The following is a 20,442-nucleotide window of genomic DNA, read 5'->3' as shown; positions in this document are numbered from 1 at the left end:
TCGACCGGTGGAACGTGTGCGGAGTCTCAGCGACGGGGTGCTCCGAGCGTCGTCACCGCGCCACGCGTGCGGCACGTCGGGCGATCGCGGCCGTGCCGAGCGCCGCTCCGAGGAACATCGCCGCGAGGACGGCCCAGCCCACCGTGCCGAGGTCGATCGCCGTCAGGGTCACGACGGCCGGGGCGACCATCGCGCCCACCGCGTAGCCGGTCCCGTAGACGCCCTGGTACGCGCCGACCCGCTCCGCAGGGGCCATCTCGAAGCTCAGGCTCCACCCCGCGGCACTCGAGGTGATCTCCGCGAGCGAGTGCACGAGGGCGGCGACGACGAGCACCACCGCGGCGAGCGCGACCGGCCCCCAGTCGTCGCCGCTGACCCAGCCGGCGGCCGCCCACAGGCCACACGCCAGCGCCATCAACCACCCGGCGTGCAGCATCGACCGTCCGGCACCGGCGATCGTCCCGGTCCCGCGGCTCATGCGCACCTGCAACGCGATCACGACCGCGGTGTTGACGAGCAGGAGCGGCGAGACGAGCACGTCCGGCGCGACGGTGTGCCCGACGACCCAGAGCGGTACCGCGACCTCGAACAGGCCGAACTGGATGCCGAAGACGCCGGTGAGTGCGGTCATCCCGAGGAAGCGGACGTCGCGGTAGGGCGATCGGACGTCGGCGGTCGGCAACACGAGGGAGCCGGTCTCCGTGCGTTCGGCCGGGGCCGCGTCGATCCGGGCGGACGGCAGTCCGAGCAGCAGCAGCGCCGAGGCGACGAAGAGCACGCCGGCTGCGACCATGGTGACGCGGTAGGCCGACCCGGTGCCCACCGCGAGCGGGATCGCGGCGAGGGCGGTCCCGGCGGCGATGCCGACGTTCGTCACGGTGCGCATCGTCGCCCGGACCCGGACGCGTTCCCCGCCCGGGAACGCTCGCCCGATGGCCGCGGACCGGACCGAGGAACCGCCCTGCTGCGCGAGCGTCACGATCGACGCGACGACGACGAGGGTCGGCAGGTCGTGCACGAGCACGTAGCCGACGAGTGCGAGTCCCTGGACGAGGTGCAGCCACACGAGCATCCGGCGGGCGCTGAACCGGTCGGCGAGGTGGCCGAACCCGAGGGAGCTCAGGACACCGACGGCGCCGGCGACCGTGAGGCCGAGTCCGACGGCGACCGCGGGGAGCCCGACGACCGTGGTCAGGTACAGCGAGGTCAGGGTGAAGAACGCGCCACGGCCGATCGTGTCGACGAGCGTGACGGTGAGCAGGCGTCGGAGGGTGGCGTCCTGCCGGACGAGGGTGCGGACGGGGACTTCGGGGAGGACGGTGCTGCTGCTCACGGTCCCATTCCGGACGGATGCCGGCATGGCCGCCAATCGATGTAGCGTGGGGCTTCATGATCCGGTACCAGCTCGAGGCGAGCGACGTGTCGACCATCCGATTCGGGATCTCGCCGCTGTCCGAGCTCGGCCTCGCGCTCCGTGCGTTCCGTGCCCCGGACCGATACCCGCTCCAGCGTCCGTGGCTCGACGGCATCGCCGCGGTGCGGCCACTCCTCGACGACGAGGTCCTGCTCGGGCTGGTCGACGAGCGGCGGTGGGTCGCCGACTTCGTGAACCCGCGACCGGAGTCGCCGCTGACCTCCTTCGACGACGAGCTCGTGACCCTCGGCCGCATCTCGCGGGAACGGATGCACGCCGACCTCGAACGGGTGCACGGCACCGTGCCCGCGGTCTTCACGGGTCGGCACGACGTCGTCGTCGAACGGCTGCAGCAGGCCCTGGCCACCGCGTGGCGGCTGTGCTTCGCGCCGTACTGGCTCCGGATGCGGGCGGTGATGCAGTCCGACATCACCCACCGCGGCCGGATCGCCGCGCAGCGGGGACTCGGCGCCGTGCTCGGCGGCCTGGCCGAACCGGTGCGCTTCGACGGCCGGAACCTCGACGTCCACCTGTCGAGCTCCGTCGCCCGGGACCGACCGGTGCGGGGCGAGGGGGTCACCCTGGTGCCGTCGATCTTCGTCGTGCGCGCGTCGACACCGATCGACGACGACCTGCCGCCGACGATCATGTACCCGGCACGCGGGCAGGGTGCGATGTGGTCGACCACGTCGCACCCCGACCAGAGTGCCGTCCGCGACCTGCTCGGCGTGACCAGGGCCGGCCTGCTGCAGGCGCTCGGCGAGCCGGCGTCGTCGACGGACCTGGCGATGCGCTTCGGCGTGTCGACCTCGGCGGTCAACCAGCACCTCCGCGTCCTCGAGCGCAGCGGGCTGCTGAACCGGACGCGGTACGGCCGCGCCGTGCTGTACTACCGGAGCGACCTCGGGCAGGCGCTCGCCCGGGTGACCTGACCGCGAGCCACCACACCGCACGCGGTCGGACGTCGGGTCACGCGCGGAGCGTCGGCCGGATCGCGATCGTCTCGAACTGCGCCTCGTGCGGGGCGTCGACGGCCACGCGCACCCCGGCGGCGATCGTCTCCGGCTGCACGTAGGACTCGTCGGGCCCCTCCCGTCCCGCCTCGCGGCGGATGGTCCGCGCCATGTCCGTGTCCACGAACCCGGGGTGGACGGAGACGACCCGGACGCCGTTCGTCCGTTCCTCCTCGCGCAGGCAGTCGGCCATGGTGCGGAGCGCGAACTTCGTCCCCGAGTACACGGCGCCGTCCGGGTAGGAGAACGTCCCCGACCCCGAGTTGAGGAACACGACCGTCCCGCGGGCGCGACGGAGCGCGGGGAGGAGGCGGGCGGTCAGGTCCGCCACGCCGAAGACGTTGACCTCGAAGGACCGGCGCCAGTCGTCGCGGGTGAACGTGTCGAACGGCCGCTCGTCAGCGATGCCCGCGGAGTGCACGACCACGTCGAGCCGGTCGGCGTCGAGCGCGGCCACGGCGGTCGCCACCGAGTCCCCGTCCCCGACGTCGCAGACGAAGGGCACGACGTCGGGCACCTCGTCGACGAGGCCGGCGAGCGCCGCCGTGGACCGGGCCCCGGCGACGACGGTGTGCGTCCGTGCGAGGTCACGGGCGATCGCGAGGCCGATGCCGCGCGAGGCCCCGGTGACCAGCGCGACCGGACGACCGCTCCCGCTCATGCTCCGACCGGTGCGACGGACCCGGCGTGCACCGTCCCCGCGTCCACCGGTGCGCCGGTGGCGAAGCGGTCCGGGTCGAGGAAGTCGATCGTCGTGTACGGCGTCTCCCCCACGGCGATCTGTGCGAGCAGCTCCCCCACCCCGGCGGCGTGCTTGAAGCCGTGCCCGTGGTCGCCGGCCGCGACGACCAGGCGCGGGTCGCCGTCGGGGCGGCCGACCAGGAACTGTCCGTCCGGCGAGTTCGTGACCATGCAGGGGATCGCCTTGACCGGCACCGGGTCGATCTCCGGGAACGCGTCGGCGACCCACGAGGAGAGCTGTTCGATGTCGTCTCGCGGGTGGATGTACCGGTCGACGGTGTCGGCATCCGTGTCCGCGAAGTTGGCTCCGGAGTCCTCCATGCCGATCTTGACCAGGTAGTCCTCGTCCGAGCCGTGCCCCCAGAGGTGGCGGCCGTCCGGAAGCTCGTGGATGAACGCGGGGAAGGCGTCGAGGGCGAACGACACGGACGCGTCGTCCTTCGGCCGGAACCAGTACAGCGGCGTCCGACGCGGTCGGAGCGGCAGGCCCGGCAGGAGCTTGCCGTTCCACGCCCCCGCCGCGACCACGGCCTGTGCGGCCTCGATCACGAGGGTCGGAGTCGTCACCCGGACGCCGCCGTCGACCAGCTCGACCGCCGTGACGCGGGTGTCGGTGAACACCCGGGCGCCGAGCGCGATCGCCGCCTCGCCCTGCGCCCGCACGTTCTTCTCGGGGTAGCAGATGCCGGCGCCGGGGTCGAGTACACCGACGGTGTCCTCCGCGGTCCCGCCGTACTGCGGGTACGTGCGGAGCAGCTCGTCGTGGTCCAGGTGCGTGACGTCGAGACCGGCGCGTGCCGCCGCGGCCGTCACCCCGGACACCGGGCGGGACGAGGGCGACCCGGTGGAGAGACACCCGGTCTGCCGGACGTAGGTCTCGCCGTCCGCCTCACCGAGCGCGGTCCAGAGCTCGAGGGACTTCTGCGCGATCGGCGTGAGCCCGGGGTGTTCCTGGCAGGCGATCCGGAACAACCGGGTGGCGCCGTGCGAGGACCCCATGTGGTGTCCCAGTCCGTACCGGTCGACGCCGACGACGTCGACGCCGCGGGCCGCGAGGCGCCAGAGCGCGGCGGATCCGAAGGCGCCGAGTCCGACGACGACGACGTCCGTGGTGATGGTCTCCATGGGGTTCCTTTCGGTGGGTGCTGGTTCAGCGCGTTCCAGGGCGGCCGAAGCGCAGGCGGTCGGCGGCGGTCACGGTGGCGGAGAAGCGTGCGGGGTCGAGGAAACCGACCGGCAGGTCGGTCGTGCCGGTCGTGGCGAGGTCGGCCGCGACCGTGCCCATCGCCGGTGCGAGCTTGAAGCCGTGCCCGGAGAAGCCGCCGAGGACGGTGACGCGGTCGTCCCACCCGAGCGGCCCGACGAAGGCGTCGTGGTCGGCGGTGTAGCCGTCCATGTACACGCCGGCGCGCACGACCTCCGGCACGACTCCGGGGACGAGCGCGCGCACCGCCTCGCGGACCTCGGCGAAGAGCTCGTCCGGCACGCTCCGGTCGAGGCGGTCGGGATCGGCGACGCGGTCCCACCCGTTGTTGAGCCCGATCTTCACGGTGGCGCCGTCGATCGAGGGCCAGCCGGAGATGTCGAACCCGTCCGACTGGCGCACGAAGATCGGGAACACGTCCTCGGTGAAGCGCTCCGGCGTCACGGTCGGGAACCAGGTCATCACGATCCGGATCACCTCGTGCAGGGGCGTGATGCCCGGCAGGAGCCGTGCCGTCCAGACTCCGGCCGCGACGACCAGCCGCGGGAACCGGAACACCCGCTCCTCGGTGTGCACCTCGACCGCGGCGTCGGTCATCCGGATCTCGGTCACGCGCGCACGCCGGTGGACGACGCCGCCGAGGCGTTCGGCCTCCGACGCGGCGAGCGTGACGGCGACCTCGGGTCGCAGCCAGCCGGACTCGTGGTCGAGGTACGCGACGTCGCCTGGTCGGACCGCGTGCTGCGGGTACCTGGTGCCGAGGGCGTCGGTGTCGAGGAACTCGTGGTCGATGCCGTGCTCGGTGATCGACCGCGCGACGGACTCCAGGAACGACGAACCGTCGGAGCCGATCATCAGGCCGCCGGTCATCCGGAGCACCTCCACCCCGGTGTCGGCGCCGAGCTGCTCCCATGCGGCGCGGGACCGGCGGAGCAGCGGCACGTAGTGACTGCCCTCGAGGTACGCGGTCCGGAACAGGCGGGACTCGCCACCGGCCCCCGAGCGGTCGTGTCCCGGTGCGAACTGCTCGAAGCCGATCGCCGACACACCGCGTCGGGCGAGCTGCCACATGGTCTGCGCACCCATGGTCCCCACGCCGACCACGCCGACCTCGGCGTCGAAGCGGGTCATCGGAGCGTCGGGTTCCGTGCGAAGCGGTCCGCGCGGAACCGCGCGACGGGCAGCGAGGTCGCCCCCGTCAGCGCGAGGTCGGCGGCGGCTCGGCCGATCACCGGGGACATCTTGAAGCCGTGCCCGGAGAAGCCCGCCAGCACCACGACACGGTCGTCCGCCGTGGTGTCGACGATGAAGGCGTGGTCGGCCGTCCACGCGTCGACCTGGACGGCGTGCCGCACCGCGGCGGGGACGGCGTCCGGGACGTACCGGCGGACGTACTCGTCGACGACCGGGACGAGCTCGTCGGGCATGCGCTGGTCGAGCTCGTCGGCGCTGCCCAGGTGGTCGAGCCCGGCGGCGAGCCCGACCTTGACGGTCGCGCCGTCGGTGGTCGGCCAGACGCAGAAGTCGACGCCGGCGTCACGGCACACGAAGGGGAACCGGTCGGCGGCGAAGCGCTCCGGGTGGCGGACCGGGTACCAGTGCACGGCGATCGACTGGACGTCGAGGCGCGGCAGCTCGATCCCGCGGACCTGGTTCGCCCAGGCACCGGCGGCGACCACCACACGGTCGAACGGGAGGCGCGCCCCACCCTCCGTCACGACCGTCACCTCGGTGGGTCCCGGCTCCACGGCCACGACCGCGTCGCCGACGCGGACCACGGATCCGCGGTCGGTCGCGGCGCGCGCCGCGGCCGAGACCGACACCTCGGCACGGATCACGCCGGACCGTTCGTCGAGGACGGCGACCTCGTCGTCGTCCAGGACGGTCTCGGGGAACCGGCCACGAGCCTCCTGGGCGGAGAGCACCTCGTGCGGCAGGTGGTTCTCGGTGACCGACGCGAGCACGCCGCGCAGGAAGGCGGAGCCGCTCCGCCCGATCATCAGGCCGCGGGTCAGGGTCAGCAGGTCGAGACCGGTCTCGGTCTCGAGCGCCCGCCACTCGGTCAGCGACTCGGTCAGGAGCGGCACGTACTCCGGCCCCTCGGCGTAGGCACTGCGGAACAGCCGGGTCTCGCCGCCGGCGGCACCGAAGGCGTGCCCCGGTGCCCAGCGGTCGAAGCCGACCGCATGGACCCCGCGCCGGGCGAGCTGCCAGAGCGTCATCGCGCCCATGGTGCCCGTCCCGACGACGGCGACGCGGGGTCCGGACGGCATCAGAGGACCTTCGAGAGGAACCCGGCGAGCCGCTCGGACTCGGGGTGGTCGAACATCGCCGCGGCCTCACCCTGTTCGACGATGCGCCCCTGGTCCATGAAGACGACGTGGTCGGCGGCACGGCGGGCGAAGCCCATCTCGTGGGTGACGACGAGCATCGTCATGCCGGCGCTCGCGAGCCCGGTCATGAGGTCGAGGACCTCCTTGACGAGCTCGGGGTCGAGCGCGCTCGTCGCCTCGTCGAAGAGCATCACCTCCGGTCGCATCGCGAGCGCCCGGGCGATGGCGACGCGCTGCTGCTGGCCGCCGGAAAGGCTGGACGGCCGGAAGTCACGCTTGTGGGCGAGCCCGACGTCCGCCAGGGACCGCACCGCCCGTTCCCGCGCCTCGTCGACGGCGAGCCTGCGGACCTTCCGGAGCGGCAGCACGATGTTGTCGAGGACGGTCATGTGCGGGAACAGGTTGAAGTGCTGGAACACCATGCCGACACGGCTCCGCAGCCGGTCGGGGTCCCCCGTCGTCATGTCGTCGCCGTCGAGCAGGATCGTGCCCGCGGTGGGCTCCTCGAGCCGGTTGACGCAGCGGAGCAGGGTGGACTTGCCGGAACCGGACGGTCCGATGATGCACACCGTGTGTCCGGGGCGGACCGCCAGGTCGACGCCGTGCAGCACCTCGTTGGCGCCGAACCGCTTCGTGATCCCGCGGAGCTCGAGACCGGCGCCGCGGATCTCGCTGACGAGGTCCGTCACGCCGGTGTCGACGCCGGGCACCGTCGTGTCCTCAGGGGGCGTGGTCATGGTCATCCGTCCTGTCCGATCGTGACGGCTCCGGCGGGAGCGGTGGCTGGCGTCCCCGACGAGCGCGGACCGCCCTCGTCGCTGGCGTCGACCGCGGCGCGGCCGGTGCGGAGCCGACGGTCGATGACGTTCACCAGGTGCGTCAACGGCACCGTGATGAGCAGGTAGAAGACGCCGGCGGTGACGAGGGGTGAGAGGTTCGCGTAGGTCACGGCGGCGTCCTGGCCCACCCGGAACAGTTCGCGCTGCGAGGTCACCAGGCCGAGGAAGTAGACCAGCGAGGAGTCCTTGACGATGGCGATGAACTGGTTCACCAGCGCCGGCAGCACACGGCGGATGCCCTGCGGGATGACGATGAGCCGCATGGCCGGTCCGTAGCCCATGCCGAGCGCTCTGGCCGCCTCGAGCTGGCCCTTGTCGATGCTCTGGATGCCGGACCGGAAGATCTCGCCGATGTACGCGCCGGCGATGAGCCCGAGGGCCAGGATGCCGAGCGGGTACGGGTTGCCCCTGGTGATCGGGTTGAACAGCGGCGCGAGCCCCTGCCCGAGCACCAGGATCGTGAGGATCGCGGGCAGCCCGCGGAAGACGTCGGTGTAGATCCCGGCGAGGACCCGCAGCGTCCGACTCCGCGACACGGCCAGCGCGGCGAGGACGAGGCCGATCACGATGCCGACGACGGTCGCCGCTGCTGCGAGCAGCAGGGTGTTCCAGAGGCCGTACCCGAGGATCTCGGGCACGACCACGAGCATGTCCTGCACGTTGAAGAACGAGTCCAGGAGCGTCTGCAGCTGGTTCACGGCCGGCTACTTCGCCGTCGGCTGGAACTGGTCCGGCACCGGGGCGTCCGGGTAGTACTTCTTCTCGATCTGCAGCCACTCACCGGAGGCGATGATCTCCTTGATCGCGGCGTTGATGCCCTTCTTGAGGGCGGGCTTGTCCTTGTGCATGCTCATCGCGACCGGGTACTCGGGCAGCGAGATGTTGATCGGCATCGTGATCGAGCTGTCCTTGTCCACGAAGTCCTGCCCGAGTGGGTAGTCGAGGAAGACCGCGTCGATGCTGCCGGCCTGCATGGCGGCCTTCGCGGCGTTGTTGTCCGGGTAGCGGACGATCTGGACGCCGGGGAAGTGCTCCTGCGCGTACGTGTCCTCGAGGGTGCCCTGCATGAGGCCGAGGCGCTTGCCCGACAGGGAGGACGGCTTCTTCGTGATCGTCGACCCGGACGGCGTGATGATCGAGATGTACCCGATGAAGTAGGTGTTCGAGAAGTCGACGGACTTCTTGCGCTCCGCGGTGACCGAGGTGCTCGCCGCGGCGACGTCGAGCGACCCGGCGGCGACCGCGGGCAGCAGCGTGGAGAACTCCTGCTGGACGAACACCGGCTTGAGGTCCATGTGCTTCGCGATGGCGGTGGCCATGTCGACCTCGAAGCCGGTGAGCTTGCCGTTCTCGTTGTACGCGTAGGGCTTGGCGTCGCTCAGGGTGCCGATCTTCAGCGTGCCCGGGGTGAGCGTGCCGTAGTCGTCCGACGCCGTGGACGTCGTTGCGGAGGAGGTCGTGGAGCAGGCCGTGAGGCCGACGGCGAGTGCCGCGATGACGGCGACCGCGGCGGCCTTCGAGTGGGTGCGTCGCATGGTGGCTCCTGTGCTGGGGAGGATGAGTGGTGCGGGCAAAATCACCGTAAGCGATGCAAGGGTAAGATAAGCGTGCGGAAATGATTTAGAAACACGAACTTTACGGCGTCGTATCGCAAGTTCGTCGAAGTAGCGTGCGACGATCGGGGCATGGAACTCCGCGATCTCCGGGCGTTCACGGCGGTCGCCGAGGACCTCTCCTTCAAGGACGCCGCCGCCCGGCTCGGCATGAGCCAGTCGGCGCTCAGCCAGTCCGTCTCGCGGTTCGAACGGGAACTCGGGGTGTCGCTCTTCGACCGTGGCCAGCGGCGCGCCCCGGAACTGACACCGCAGGGCCGCGTCCTCGCCGCCCAGGCGAAGGCGCTCCTCGACCACGCCGAGCGGGTCGAGGCGTCCGTCGTGGACGAGCCGACCGCGACCGTCCCGTTGAAGGTCTCGTCGATCTCGTCGACGTTCGCCGGGCTCGTCCCCCGCGTGGTGCCCCGGCTGCGCGCCGCGATGCCCGAGGTCCGCGTCTCGCTGATGAGCGTGTTCGACACGCACGTGTACCGCGCGGTGCTCGAGCAGCGCGTGGACTTCGCGTTCGGGCGACTCTCGGAAGCGCCGGAGGGTGTCGACTTCGCGTTCGTCGCGCACGAGCCGCTGGTGGCGGCCGTCCCCTCGACGCACCCGCTGGCCGCGCGGGAGCGCATCGACCTCGTGGAGCTCCGGGACGACCCGTTCGTGCTGTTCCACCGCGACGAGGGCATCCCCGGCTACGACGCCATCGTCAGCGCCTGTGTCCGGGCCGGGTTCTCACCGCAGATCCGCACGTACTCCCTCGACGACGTGGCGATGCTGTCGTCGATCGCCTGCGGCCTGGGCGTCTCGCTCATGCCCTACGTGTCGACGCTGCACGCCTTCGAGGGCGTCAGCTACGTGCCGGTGACGGACGGGCACGCCACGACGCCGCTCTCGGTGCTCCGACGTCAGCACGACGGGCTCGTCGCGGCCGACCTGCTCCTCGAGCTCGTGCACGACGAGATGCGCACGCTCGCCGCACGCGAGGTCGCTCGCGGCAACCGTCCGCCGCTCCTCCCGGAGCCCAGCGGCGGATGACCGCTCGGCGCCGATAACCTCAGCCGAGCAGCTGCGCCGCTCGGAGCGCGAAGGCCCCGGATGCCACGAGGCCCAGGATGACCGCTGCGAGCGAGACACCGAAGCCCGTGATCCGTGCACCGGTGAGCTGCCCGGCGCGGGCGAGCCCGATCGCACCGAACACGATCCCGAGGATCCCGGGAACCGCGAAGACGTTGAACAGGAACGCGATCAACGCCAGGACGAGACCCGCGTAGCCGAACGGGTTCGCGGCACGCGTCGCACGGTCCTTCGCGAGACGTGCCTTCCGGCCACGCAGGACCGGCTCGTCGCGCAGGTCGGCACCCCGCCGGTACTCGGACGGCGCCGGCGGGCGTGGAGCAGTCTCGTACACCGGTGCTGCCACCATCGTCTGCTGCGGAGCCGGCGCGAGCTGTCCCCAGCGTTCGCCGTCCCACCAGCGGACCCTGGACGGTTCTTGCGGGTCGGGGTACCACCCGGCGATCGGCAGTGTCACGACGCTCCCCTCGTTGCCTGCCGGTCAGCGTAGGGTTCGTCGACTGTCGGCCGCAGGCCCCAGTGCTGGTCACGCCGGACGACGAGCAGCGGATCAGGTCAGGATGACCTGCGCGTGCACGAGGATGTCGTGCAGATCGGGACGCAACGCCTCCTGTGACGGCGTCTGCACCTTCACGATGAGGGCGGCACCCGGCTTGGCGAACGCCCGCACCACGGTCGCCGACCACGTGCCGTCGGTGTTCTGCGTCGCGATGGACAGGAACTGCGCCGTGCCGCCGGACATCGTGGGCAGGAGCTGCTCCTCGAGCCGGTCGGCGGGGTAGCCGGCGGCGGTGAACATCCGCTCGGTGGCGGCCCGGTCCCCCGCGTTCGGATCGAGGTCGGTCACCTTCTGCTGGGTGATCGTGGCGACCGCGCCGTCGGCGTTGGTGTACTCCCGGGAGCCGGTGGTCGGGTCTTCCCCGGACTGGGTCCAGCTGCCGAGCGCCGAGACCTCGAGGCCGAACGCCGGCAGTGAGCTCGGCGAGATCGCGGCCCCGTCCTCGAAGGTCAGGTTCGTCGGTGTCGCTGCCGCTTCCGCTTCCGCTTCCGCGGAGGCGGTCGGCGTCGACTTCGGGCTCGGCGACGCGGTCGACTTCGTGGTCGACGCCGCTGAACGCCGGTCCCCGGGTGCGTCGTCGCCACCGGCGCAGCCGACGAGTGCGAGCGTGGCGACCACGGCGACCGTGCTCGCGGCGATGGTCCTGGACACGATGGTCCTCGTTGCGATGGACATGCGGTTCCCCCTTGCGTTCCGCCGTGCGCCCCGTGCACCGGCGAGTCCGTCCCCCACCCTACGGGTCGTGGCCGCGGTCGGTACGGCTGCGCGATGTCTCAGCGGCTCCGGCGGACTTCCCCTGGCGATCGAGAGCAGCCTGGAGACACCGACAACCCAGGAGGAAGCATGCTGCTCGAAGGCAAGACCATCGTCGTCACGGGTGGGAACAGCGGGATCGGAGAGCAGATCTGCCTCGCCGCCGCCGCGGAGGGCGCGAACATCGTGATCGACTACGTCGCCCACCCGGACGCCACCGACTCCCTGATCAAGCGCATCGAGGACGCCGGCGGTCACGCCGTGGGGGTCGATGCGGACATCACGAAGTCGGCGGACCTGCACAGCATGGTGCAGAAGGCGGTGGACTCGTTCGGCTCGCTCGACGTCCTGGTGAACAACGCCGGCATGGAGGACCGCAAGTCGCTCCTCGAGGAGACCGAGGAGGGGTACGACGAGGTGATGGCGGTCAACATGAAGAGCGCCTTCTTCGGCACCCAGGCGGCAGCGAAGCAGTTCATCGCGCAGGGCAGCGGCGGGCTGGTCCTGAACATCTCGAGCGTGCACGAGGACTGGCCGATGCCCGGCAACCTGGCGTACTGCGTGTCGAAGGGCGGCATGCGCATGCTCGCCAGGAGCGGCGGCGTCGAACTCGGCCCGCACAACGTCCGGATCGTGAACATCGCACCCGGTGCCGTCGACACCCCGATCAACACGGCGACGACGTCGGACCCGGAGAAGCTCAAGCAGCTCGACGACGCCATCCCGCTCGGGCGACCGGCGAAGCCGCACGAGATCGCCGAGGTCGTCGTGTTCCTGGCGTCCGGCAAGGCCGCCTACATGACGAGCACCACCGTCACGATCGACGGCGGGATCTCGCAGGGCAGCGTCGGCCTCTAGGACAGCACGCGGTCCAGGAACCCGTTGCGGAACCGCCCCGCCGGGTCGAGGTCACGCGCGAGCGCGGCGAACTCGGCCAGGTGCGGGTAGGCCGCGTGCAGGCGCTCCGGGGTCGCAGCGGACACCTTCCCCCAGTGCGGTCGCGGGTCGAACGGTGCGAGGACCTCCTCGATACGGGCGACCGCGGCCGCCACGGCGTCGGCGTCCCGGCGGAACGTGCAGTGCACCCCGACCGACGCCCGCTCCGACGACGGAGCGAGCCACGCGGTGTCCGCCGCGACCGTCCGGAGCTCGGCGGCGATGAGGATCGGCGCGAGCATCTCGGCGAGGGGACGCAGGGCGTCGAGCGCCGGCACCGCCGCGGCTGCCGGCAGCAGGTACTCCGCCTGGATCTCGGCGCCGGTGGACGGGGTGAACGACGACCGGAAGTGCGGCAACCGCTCGGACCACGGCCCCGGTACGCCGCCCTGCTCCGTGACCCCGGCGGTGTCGTTCTCGCCGGGGTGCACCGGTCCGGTCGCGGTCCTGGCACCGAGCGCGACGAGGTCCACGTCCGGCGCGGGTTCGTCCAGCCGGTGCTTCGTCCACACCTGACGGGCACCGCGGTCGTCGAACGCGGTGAACATCGACACGGAGTAGGCGTCGGACATCACCTGGTCGAAGTGCGCGGACACCGCGTCCCACGGCAGGTCGAGGTGCACCGTCGTGGCCACCTGGTACGACGGCTCGATCGCGAGCTCGACCGCCGTGACGATCCCGAGGGCGCCGAGCGCCACCCGGTGCGCGTCGAGGGTCGGGTCGTCGACGGCCACGTGGTCGAGCGATCCGTCCGCCCGGACCACGTCGAGGCCGACCACCGCCTGCGCCAGCGAGGGGTTGCGCACGCCGGAACCGTGCGTGCCGGTGGCGACGGCGCCGGCCGTGGAGATGTGCGGCAGGGACGCGAGGTTCGCGAGCGCCCAGCCACGAGCCTCCAGGCCGGACGCCACCTGCGCGTGTGTCATCCCGGCCGCGACCCGGACGACCCGTCGCGCCGTGTCGATCTCGAGCACCGGCGGCAGGCCGGCGAGCGTGACCTGGACCGCGTCGGTGTCGGCGATGTCGTTGAACGAGTGCGTCGATCCGAGCGCCGTCAGGCGCGGCGTCGCGGCGACGAGCGCCTGCACCGCCGCGACTGAGGTCGGGCGCTCCAGGGCTCGCGCGCGGTAGGTCAGGTTGCCCGCCCAGTTGGTGCGCGTCGTCGCGGTCACGTCCGTCATCGTACGGCTCAGAACCCGCGGTCGAGGCGGTGCCAGGTCTGCTGGCCGCGCACCTCGTCGCGGAACCCGCGCGACGTCGTGTGCTCGTCGATGACGAGGAACTCGGTGCCGAGCATCGTCGCGAGGTCCTCGACCACCTGCAGCCCGACGGCCGTCGTCATCACGGTGTGGTGGGCGGCGCCGGCGGTGAGCCACGCCTCGGCGGCGACCGGGAACGACGGACGGGGTTCCCAGACGGCGCGGCCGACCGGCAGCTTCGGCAGGGCCTCGGTCGGCGGCACCACGTCGACGACGTTCGCGGTGAGGCGGAAGCCGTCGCGGGTGTCGGAGAGCGCGACCACCACGGCCGCACCGGAGTCGGCGGTGAAGACCAGGCGGACCGGGTCGTCCTTGCCGCCGATGCCGAGCGGGTGGATCTCGAGCGTCGGACGCGACGAGGTCAGCGTCGGGGAGACCTCGAGCATGTGGGCGCCGAGGATCTTCTCCGCGCCCGGCGTCAGGTCGTACGTGTAGTCCTCCATGAGCGACGCCCCGCCGGGGAGCCCGGCGCCGGCGACGTTCATCGCGCGGACGAGCACGGCGGTCTTCCAGTCGCCCTCGGCGCCGAAGCCGTAGCCGTCGGCCATCAGCCGCTGCACGGCCAGACCGGGGAGCTGCTTGAGCGTGCCGAGGTCCTCGAAGTTCGTCGTGAACGCGGCGCTGTCGTTCTGCGACAGGAGGGCACGGAGACCGAGCTCGATCGCGGCGCCGTCGCGGAGGGCCTGGCGGCGCGCGCCGCCGTCCTGCAGTTCGGGGACGAGGTCGTAGGACTCGTCGTACACGGCGACGAGCGCGTCGACGTCCTGCTCGCTGGCGGCGTCCACGGCTGCCGCCAGCTCGTTCACGGCCCAGGTGTTGACCTGCACGCCGAGCTCGATCTCGGCCTCGGTCTTGTCGCCCTCGGTGACGGCGACGTACCGCATGTTGTCGCCGAAGCGCGTCAGCCTGAGTTCGCGGATCGCGGCCGCACCGGCTGCGGCGCGGGACCAGTCGGACACCCGCTGCTGCACCCGCTCGTCCGACACGTGCCCGATCGCGGTCGCGTGCCGGACGCCCATGCGGGCCAGGGCGTAGCCGAACTCGCGGTCGCCGTGCGCGGCCTGGTTGAGGTTCATGAAGTCGAAGTCGATCTCAGACCAGGGCAGCGCGACGTTGGCCTGCGTGTGCAGGTGCAACAGCGGCTTGGTCAGGGCGTTCAGGCCGCCGATCCACATCTTCGCGGGGCTGAACGTGTGCATCCAGGCGGTGACGCCGATGACCCGGTCGTCGGCGCTGGCCTCGATCAGGGCGCGTCGGATGCCGTCGGCGTCCTTCAGCACGGGCTTCCACACGAGCTTCACCGGGACGTGTGGCGCCAGGTCGGCGTGCACGGCGCGGCTCTGCTCCTCGACCTGGCGCAGGGTCTCCTCGCCGTACAGCCCCTGGCTGCCGGTGAGGAACCAGACCTCGTAGCCGTCGAGTGTGGCCTGGGGGTCGACGTTGTCCTGCGTCATCGCATGGCTCCTTCGGGGTTCTGTCCGTAGACGTTCTGGTAGCGATCGAAGAGTCGATCGATGTCGTCGGGTGCGATCGGGACGACCTCGCCGCCCTGCTTCGCGATGTGGACCGTGCGCGCGACGTCCTCGCACATCACCGCCGCCTTGACGGCGTCCTTCGCGTCCTTGCCGATCGTGAACACGCCGTGGTTCTGCATGAGGACCGCTCGGGAGCGGTGCCCGGAGAGCGTCGCGACGATGCCGCGACCGATCGAGTCGTCACCGATGATCGCGAACGGACCGACCGGGATCGGGCCGCCGAACTCGTCGGCCATGGCCGTGATGACGCACGGGATGGCCTCGGCTCGGGCCGCCCAGGCCGTCGCGTACGTGGAGTGCGTGTGCACCACGCCGCCGACCTCGGGCATGTTGCGGTAGACGTATGCGTGCGCAGCGGTGTCGGAGCTCGGGCCGTGGGCGTTGCCCCAGCCGTCGGCCGGGACGCCGTCGAGCGTGCAGACGACCTGGTTCCCCGGCGTGAGGTCGTCGCTCGACACCCCGCTCGGCTTGATGACGAACAGGTCGTGCCCGGGGACGCGCTCGGAGACGTTGCCGCCGGTCCAGATCACGAGGCCGTAGCGCACCAGCTCGCCGTGCAGGCGCGCGACGCGCTCGCGGGTGGCGGCCACGGCCTCCTGGGTCGTTGCTTCCGTCATCGGGTCGGCTCCTTCTCGGTGGTGTCGGCCGCGTCAGCCGTGTCGGCCGTGTCGGCCTTGTCGGCCGTGTCGGCCGTGTCGGCCGTGTCGGCCGTGTCGGTCTGGAGGCTCGGCTCGGCTCCGGCTGTCGTCTCGGTCGGTCGTGTCGTCGCTGCCACTGCCGCAGCCTGCAGCGGCAGACCGGCGCGGAAGCGCTCGAGGTACGCGCGGAACCCGGCGACGTCGCGCGCGGCCGGCTCGGCCACGTGCACGCCGTCGCCGTCGAAGACCTGGTCGGCGAGGTAGGTCGTCAGGTCGGTGGTGTCGGCGTGGGCCAGGTACGCCGCGAGGACCGCGATGCCCCACGCGCCACCCTCGCCGGCGGTCTCCTCGAGCGCGACGGGCACGTCGAGTGCGGCGGCGAGCAGGTGCTGCGGAGTGCCGGGGGTGCGGAACAGGCCACCGTGCGCGGTCATCCGGTCGACGGTCACGTCCTCGTCGTGCAGCACGTCCATGCCGATCGCCAGGGTCGCGAAGGCCCCCTGCACCTCGGCCCGGACCAGGTTGCCGAGCGTGAAGCGGCCGTCGGGGCTGCGCACGAGCACCGGACGGCCGTCGGCGACACCGGTCACCGGCTCGCCCGCCAGGTAGTTGTAGGACAGCAGGCCACCCGCGTCGGGGTCGGCGTCTGCGGCCTCGGCGAGCAGGGTCGCGTAGACGTCGTCGACGTCGACGCGCGTGCCGCCGGTCCGCTCGGCTGCGGCGTCGGAGAAGCGCCCGAACACCCGAGCCCAAGCGGCGATCTCGCTCGCGCCGTTGTTGCAGTGCACCATCGCCACCGCGTCGCCGGCGGGGGTGGTGACGACGTCGAGTTCCTCGTGCGCCTGGGCCAGCGGGCGTTCGAGGACGACCATCGCGAAGATGCTCGTGCCGACGCTGACGTTGCCGGTCCGGGGAGCGACGGCGTTCGTCGCCACCATGCCCGTGCCCGCGTCGCCCTCCGGCGGGCAGAGCGGCACGCCGGACTCGAGCGTGCCGGTCGGGTCGAGCCACGCGGCACCCTCGGGGGTGAGCGCACCGGCGTCCTGCCCCGCGACGAGTACCTCCGGGAACAGGGCGCGGATGCCGGGCGTCATACCGAGGCCTGCGCCTGCGCCTGCGCCGATCAGCTCGTCTGCGGTCTCGAGCATGGCGGCGTCGTAGTCGCGCCTCGCAGGGTCGATGGGGAACATCCCGCTCGCGTCGCCGACCCCGAGGACGTCGCGGCCGGTCAGGCGGTGGTGGACGTACCCGGCGAGTGTGGTGACCCGGGCGACCTCGGCGACGTGGGGCTCCTCGTCGAGGACGGCCTGGTACAGGTGCGCGACGGACCAACGCAACGGGATGTTGAACCCGAGGTGCTCGCTGAGGGCCTCGGCCGCGGGACCGGTCGAGGTGTTGCGCCAGGTGCGGAAGGGCACGAGCAGTGCGTCGTCGGCGTCGAAGGCCAGGTAGCCGTGCATCATCGCGGACACCCCGGCGGCGCGGAACGTGGTGGGGCGGATGCCGTACTGCGCCTCGACGTCGGCGACCAGCGCGGCGTACGCGGCCTGCAGCCCGGTCTCGACGGCCTCGAGCGAGTACGTCCACCGACCGTCGACGAAGGCGTTCTCCCACTCGTGGTCGCCGCTCGCGATCGGGCGGTGCTGCTCGTCGATGAGTACGGCCTTGATGCGCGTGGATCCGAGTTCGATGCCCAGGAACGTGTGCCCGAGGGCGATCTGCTGTCGGCGGTCCTCGCCCATGGTGTCCTCCTGAGACGTCCTCGTCCGTGCCCCCGCTGATGGATGAGCGCTCACATCCTGGCACGTGAGCGCTCACTCTCGCAACGCCGAGCCGTCCTCGCCCACCGAGGTTCCACGACTCGCCGCTCACGTCCGCCCGGGTTCCGAGACACACCCGTGCGGCGCGTCGAGGTTCCGCAATTCTGGAACCTCGCCGCTCAGGCGCGCCCGGGTTCCACGACACACCCATGCGCCCGCCCACCGAGGTTCCACAACTCGCCGCTCAGGTCCGCCCGGGTTCCACGACTCACCCGTGCAACGCGTCCGGGTTCCGCAATTCTGGAACCTCGCCGCGGAAGCGCCCCGCCCGGGTCACGCCCGGCCACCCGGCGCCGCTCAGGCGGAGCGCCGCACCACCAGCTCGGGCTGCAGGAGGATCTCGTCGAGCGGGTCACCCTCCACCAGGCTCCTGGCGGTCGCGAGCACCTGCTCCCCCATCGCCCGGAAGTCCTGCCGCACCGTGGTCAGCGGGGGCGTGAAGTGCGCCGCCTCCGGGATGTCGTCGAAGCCGAGGACGGCGACGTCGTCCGGCACGCGGAGCCCGTCGTCCGCGAAGGCGTGCAGCACGCCGAGCGCCATCTGGTCGTTGCCGCAGAACACCGCGTCGACGGCGGCGGGGTCGAGCGTCCTGGCCGCCGCGAACCCGCTCGTGGGGGTCCAGTCACCGTCGAGCACGACCGGCTCGAGGCCGGCGGCCGTCATCGTCTCGAGGAAGGTCGCACGGCGCACCTCGGCCTCCTGCGAGACCGTCGGACCGGTGATGTGCACGATGCGCCGGTGCCCGCGGTCGAACAGGTGCTGCATCGCCATCCGTGCACCGGCGGCCTGGTCGATGGCGACCGCGGCCACGGTCGGCAGGCGTTCGGCTCGCCGAGCGTCGCGCTGCACCGCGTTCGCGACGACGACCGGCACGGTGACGGGTTCGGTGAGCGACGCGAGCGAGTCGAGCACCCGGTTGTCGGCGGCGACGAGCACGACCGCGGCGACGTCCTGCGCCAGCAGCGTGGTGAGCGCGCTCGACAGGTCGTTCGGCCGCGGGTCGTCCGGCAGGGTGGAGAGCAGCACGTGGTACCCGGCGTGCCGGGCGGCACGTTCGAACCCGATCGCGGTGCTCGACGGCCCGTACAGCGCGTCGCCGGCCGTCACCAGTCCGAGGGCCCTGCTGCGCCCCCCGGCGAGCGCGCGGGCGGCGGCGCGCGGGCGGTACCCCAGCTCGGTCACAGCGGTGGTGACGCGGGACCGGAAGTGATCGCGGACGGTCGGGTCGCCGTTGATGACCCGCGAGACCGTCTGGTGCGAGACGCCGGCGCGCTCGGCGACGTCGAAGATCGTCGGGGCCTTGCGTGGCTTGCCGTTCCCCGCCGCGGTGGTCGTCACTCGGACACCGTACCGCTCCCCCGGTCGATCACCGCCCTTGCTCTTCACTCATCTTCGGGTTGACACAGCGCGGCGGAGCACACAGTATGTGAGCGCTCACTCCGAGCGATCACATCTCCGACTCACGGCACAGCAGCCGAGGTCACACAACTCACGTCGACGTCGACGTGACGGGAACAGAGGTACTTCGATGATGAAGCGCAGGATCGTCGCGGGCGTCGCCGCCCTCGGAATCGCCATCGCACTCGCCGGCTGCTCCGCCGGCGGCCGCGCCTCCTCCGACGGGGGCGGCTCGACCGACAACAAGGGCGCCCTGGTGGGCGTCGCCATGCCGACCAAGGTCTCCGAACGCTGGATCAAGGACGGCGACGCCGTCAAGAGCGACCTCGAGAAGGCCGGCTACAAGGTCGACCTGGAGTACGGGGACAACAAGGTCCAGCAGCAGGCCCAGCAGGTCAGCAACATGATCACCAAGGGCGCGAAGGTCCTGATCATCGCGTCGATCGACGGCGGCGCACTCTCCGACCAGCTCGACGCCGCCGCGAAGGCCGGCATCAAGGTCATCTCCTACGACCGCCTGCTGACGGGCAACAAGAACGTCGACTACTACGTGTCGTTCGACAACGAGAAGGTCGGTGTCGACCAGGCGACCAGCCTGCTCACCGGCCTCGGCGTCCTCGACGCGGACGGCAAGAAGACCGGCAAGAAGGGCCCCTTCAACATCGAGGTGTTCGCCGGGTCGCTCGACGACAACAACGCGAGCTTCTTCTTCAACGGCGCGATGAAGACCCTCAAGCCGTACATCGAGGACGGCACGCTCACGATCCAGTCCGGGCAGGACCAGCTCTCGCAGGCCGCCACGCAGCAGTGGGACCCGGCGACAGCCAAGGCCCGCATGCAGAACCTCATCGCCAAGTCCTACTCGGGCGGCACCACGCTGAACGGCGTCCTCTCGCCGTACGACGGCATGTCGATCGGCATCATCTCGGCCCTGCAGGGTGCCGGGTACGGCTCGGCCGACCGTCCGCTCCCGATCATCACGGGGCAGGACGCCGAGGCCGCCTCGGTCAAGTCGATCATCGCCGGTCAGCAGTACTCGACCATCTACAAGGACACGCGCAAGCTCGCCAAGCAGTCGGTCACCATGGCCGAGGACCTGCTCACCGGCAAGAAGCCCGAGGTCAACGACACCAAGAGCTACGACAACAAGGTCAAGGTCGTCCCGACCTACCTGTTCCAGCCGACCGTCGTCACGAAGGACAACTACAAGGAAGTCCTCGTCGACTCGGGCTACTACACCGAAGCCGACCTGAAGTAGTCGCAACCCATCTCTCGGACAGGAGGCGCGGTGCCAGCCCGCACCGCGCCTCCCGTCCGTCTCCACCAGC

Annotated in this window: 19 protein-coding genes; 4 read left to right on the top strand and 15 right to left on the bottom strand. The window is 71.4% G+C overall.

Annotated features, from left to right (window positions below):
* Positions 1–52: 52 nt before the first annotated feature.
* Positions 53–1,333: an MFS transporter gene (locus FS641_RS09340; protein WP_186317675.1), complete on the bottom strand. Its 1,281-nt coding sequence runs from the start codon at positions 1,331–1,333 to the stop codon at positions 53–55.
* Positions 1,334–1,389: 56 nt separating this feature from the next.
* Here FS641_RS09340 and FS641_RS09335 point away from each other — a divergent pair, with 56 nt between their 5' ends.
* Positions 1,390–2,346 carry a DUF5937 family protein gene (locus tag FS641_RS09335; RefSeq protein WP_144763113.1) on the top strand — a complete coding sequence of 319 codons (957 nt, stop codon included), beginning with the start codon at positions 1,390–1,392 and terminating at the stop codon, positions 2,344–2,346.
* Positions 2,347–2,383: 37 nt separating this feature from the next.
* On the opposite strand, the gene FS641_RS09330 is transcribed toward FS641_RS09335, so the two are convergent.
* Genes FS641_RS09330 through FS641_RS09300 form a run of 7 tightly spaced genes read right to left on the bottom strand, consistent with a single transcriptional unit; the run spans position 2,384 to position 9,079 of the window.
* Positions 2,384–3,088 (bottom strand): SDR family oxidoreductase, encoded by a 705-nt coding sequence (locus FS641_RS09330; RefSeq protein ID WP_144763111.1) that lies wholly within the window; start codon positions 3,086–3,088, stop codon positions 2,384–2,386.
* Positions 3,085–4,293, bottom strand: a complete 1,209-nt coding sequence (solA, locus tag FS641_RS09325) for an N-methyl-L-tryptophan oxidase (RefSeq protein WP_144763109.1) — start codon at positions 4,291–4,293, stop codon at positions 3,085–3,087. Before solA (FS641_RS09325) ends, FS641_RS09330 begins: the two co-directional genes overlap by 4 nt.
* Before the next feature lie 25 nt (positions 4,294–4,318).
* Positions 4,319–5,503: an N-methyl-L-tryptophan oxidase gene (solA, locus tag FS641_RS09320; protein WP_144763107.1), complete on the bottom strand. Its 1,185-nt coding sequence runs from the start codon at positions 5,501–5,503 to the stop codon at positions 4,319–4,321.
* Positions 5,500–6,645: an N-methyl-L-tryptophan oxidase gene (solA, locus tag FS641_RS09315; RefSeq protein WP_144763105.1), complete on the bottom strand. Its 1,146-nt coding sequence runs from the start codon at positions 6,643–6,645 to the stop codon at positions 5,500–5,502. Before solA (FS641_RS09315) ends, solA (FS641_RS09320) begins: the two co-directional genes overlap by 4 nt.
* Positions 6,645–7,442 carry an amino acid ABC transporter ATP-binding protein gene (locus tag FS641_RS09310; RefSeq protein WP_144763103.1) on the bottom strand — a complete coding sequence of 266 codons (798 nt, stop codon included), beginning with the start codon at positions 7,440–7,442 and terminating at the stop codon, positions 6,645–6,647. The genes solA (FS641_RS09315) and FS641_RS09310 overlap by 1 nt, the downstream gene beginning before the upstream one ends.
* 2 nt (positions 7,443–7,444) lie before the next feature.
* Entirely contained in the window at positions 7,445–8,242 is a 798-nt protein-coding gene (locus tag FS641_RS09305; protein ID WP_144763101.1) for an amino acid ABC transporter permease, read from the bottom strand.
* A gap of 6 nt (positions 8,243–8,248) precedes the next feature.
* On the bottom strand, positions 8,249–9,079 hold the full coding sequence (locus FS641_RS09300; RefSeq protein ID WP_260855761.1) for an ABC transporter substrate-binding protein: 831 nt from the start codon (positions 9,077–9,079) through the stop codon (positions 8,249–8,251).
* Between the two features lie 150 nt (positions 9,080–9,229).
* Here FS641_RS09300 and FS641_RS09295 point away from each other — a divergent pair, with 150 nt between their 5' ends.
* Complete coding sequence (locus FS641_RS09295; protein ID WP_144763099.1) at positions 9,230–10,177, top strand: LysR family transcriptional regulator; 948 nt, start codon at positions 9,230–9,232, stop codon at positions 10,175–10,177.
* 19 nt (positions 10,178–10,196) lie between these two features.
* On the opposite strand, the gene FS641_RS09290 is transcribed toward FS641_RS09295, so the two are convergent.
* Both FS641_RS09290 and FS641_RS09285 read right to left on the bottom strand, forming a co-directional pair.
* On the bottom strand, positions 10,197–10,673 hold the full coding sequence (locus FS641_RS09290) for a DUF2510 domain-containing protein (protein WP_144763097.1): 477 nt from the start codon (positions 10,671–10,673) through the stop codon (positions 10,197–10,199).
* 93 nt (positions 10,674–10,766) lie between these two features.
* On the bottom strand, positions 10,767–11,450 hold the full coding sequence (locus tag FS641_RS09285; protein WP_144763095.1) for a hypothetical protein: 684 nt from the start codon (positions 11,448–11,450) through the stop codon (positions 10,767–10,769).
* A gap of 168 nt (positions 11,451–11,618) precedes the next feature.
* Here FS641_RS09285 and FS641_RS09280 point away from each other — a divergent pair, with 168 nt between their 5' ends.
* Positions 11,619–12,386: an SDR family NAD(P)-dependent oxidoreductase gene (locus FS641_RS09280; protein ID WP_144763093.1), complete on the top strand. Its 768-nt coding sequence runs from the start codon at positions 11,619–11,621 to the stop codon at positions 12,384–12,386.
* On the opposite strand, the gene FS641_RS09275 is transcribed toward FS641_RS09280, so the two are convergent.
* The 5 genes from FS641_RS09275 to FS641_RS09255 form a co-directional block, all read right to left on the bottom strand.
* Positions 12,383–13,636, bottom strand: a complete 1,254-nt coding sequence (locus FS641_RS09275; RefSeq protein ID WP_144763091.1) for an FAD-binding protein — start codon at positions 13,634–13,636, stop codon at positions 12,383–12,385. The genes FS641_RS09280 and FS641_RS09275 overlap by 4 nt on opposite strands.
* Before the next feature lie 17 nt (positions 13,637–13,653).
* Positions 13,654–15,177: an L-arabinose isomerase gene (araA, locus tag FS641_RS09270; protein WP_144763089.1), complete on the bottom strand. Its 1,524-nt coding sequence runs from the start codon at positions 15,175–15,177 to the stop codon at positions 13,654–13,656.
* Entirely contained in the window at positions 15,174–15,875 is a 702-nt protein-coding gene (locus tag FS641_RS09265) for an L-ribulose-5-phosphate 4-epimerase (RefSeq protein WP_144763087.1), read from the bottom strand. The genes araA and FS641_RS09265 overlap by 4 nt, the downstream gene beginning before the upstream one ends.
* The gene (locus FS641_RS09260; RefSeq protein ID WP_144763085.1) at positions 15,872–17,638 is read right to left on the bottom strand and encodes a xylulokinase; all 1,767 of its coding nucleotides are present in this window, start codon (positions 17,636–17,638) and stop codon (positions 15,872–15,874) included. Before FS641_RS09260 ends, FS641_RS09265 begins: the two co-directional genes overlap by 4 nt.
* A 375-nt stretch (positions 17,639–18,013) precedes the next feature.
* Positions 18,014–19,054, bottom strand: coding sequence for a substrate-binding domain-containing protein (locus FS641_RS09255; RefSeq protein ID WP_186317673.1), 1,041 nt, complete (start codon positions 19,052–19,054; stop codon positions 18,014–18,016).
* A 190-nt stretch (positions 19,055–19,244) separates the two neighbouring features.
* On the opposite strand from FS641_RS09255, the gene chvE reads away from it, so the two are divergent.
* Positions 19,245–20,372 (top strand): multiple monosaccharide ABC transporter substrate-binding protein, encoded by a 1,128-nt coding sequence (gene chvE, locus FS641_RS09250; RefSeq protein ID WP_144763081.1) that lies wholly within the window; start codon positions 19,245–19,247, stop codon positions 20,370–20,372.
* Positions 20,373–20,442: the final 70 nt, after the last annotated feature.

The organism is Curtobacterium sp. 9128 (genome assembly GCF_007673775.1).
Taxonomy (GTDB): Bacteria; Actinomycetota; Actinomycetes; order Actinomycetales; family Microbacteriaceae; genus Curtobacterium.
Note: the sequence above shows the minus strand (reverse complement) of the source record. Positions and strands in the feature narration are given on the sequence as shown.

Excerpts from the sequence above, each read along its gene's own strand:
- FS641_RS09335 (WP_144763113.1), top strand. The coding sequence starts at position 1,390 with ATGATCCGGTACCAGCTCGAGGCGAGCGACGTGTCGACCATCCGATTC.
- FS641_RS09330 (WP_144763111.1), bottom strand. The coding sequence starts at position 3,088 with ATGAGCGGGAGCGGTCGTCCGGTCGCGCTGGTCACCGGGGCCTCGCGC.
- solA (WP_144763109.1), bottom strand. The coding sequence starts at position 4,293 with ATGGAGACCATCACCACGGACGTCGTCGTCGTCGGACTCGGCGCCTTC.
- solA (WP_144763107.1), bottom strand. The coding sequence starts at position 5,503 with ATGACCCGCTTCGACGCCGAGGTCGGCGTGGTCGGCGTGGGGACCATG.
- solA (WP_144763105.1), bottom strand. The coding sequence starts at position 6,645 with ATGCCGTCCGGACCCCGCGTCGCCGTCGTCGGGACGGGCACCATGGGC.
- FS641_RS09310 (WP_144763103.1), bottom strand. The coding sequence starts at position 7,442 with ATGACCACGCCCCCTGAGGACACGACGGTGCCCGGCGTCGACACCGGC.
- FS641_RS09300 (WP_260855761.1), bottom strand. The coding sequence starts at position 9,079 with ATGCGACGCACCCACTCGAAGGCCGCCGCGGTCGCCGTCATCGCGGCA.
- FS641_RS09295 (WP_144763099.1), top strand. The coding sequence starts at position 9,230 with ATGGAACTCCGCGATCTCCGGGCGTTCACGGCGGTCGCCGAGGACCTC.
- FS641_RS09285 (WP_144763095.1), bottom strand. The coding sequence starts at position 11,450 with ATGTCCATCGCAACGAGGACCATCGTGTCCAGGACCATCGCCGCGAGC.
- FS641_RS09280 (WP_144763093.1), top strand. The coding sequence starts at position 11,619 with ATGCTGCTCGAAGGCAAGACCATCGTCGTCACGGGTGGGAACAGCGGG.
- araA (WP_144763089.1), bottom strand. The coding sequence starts at position 15,177 with ATGACGCAGGACAACGTCGACCCCCAGGCCACACTCGACGGCTACGAG.
- FS641_RS09265 (WP_144763087.1), bottom strand. The coding sequence starts at position 15,875 with ATGACGGAAGCAACGACCCAGGAGGCCGTGGCCGCCACCCGCGAGCGC.
- FS641_RS09260 (WP_144763085.1), bottom strand. The coding sequence starts at position 17,638 with ATGGGCGAGGACCGCCGACAGCAGATCGCCCTCGGGCACACGTTCCTG.
- chvE (WP_144763081.1), top strand. The coding sequence starts at position 19,245 with ATGATGAAGCGCAGGATCGTCGCGGGCGTCGCCGCCCTCGGAATCGCC.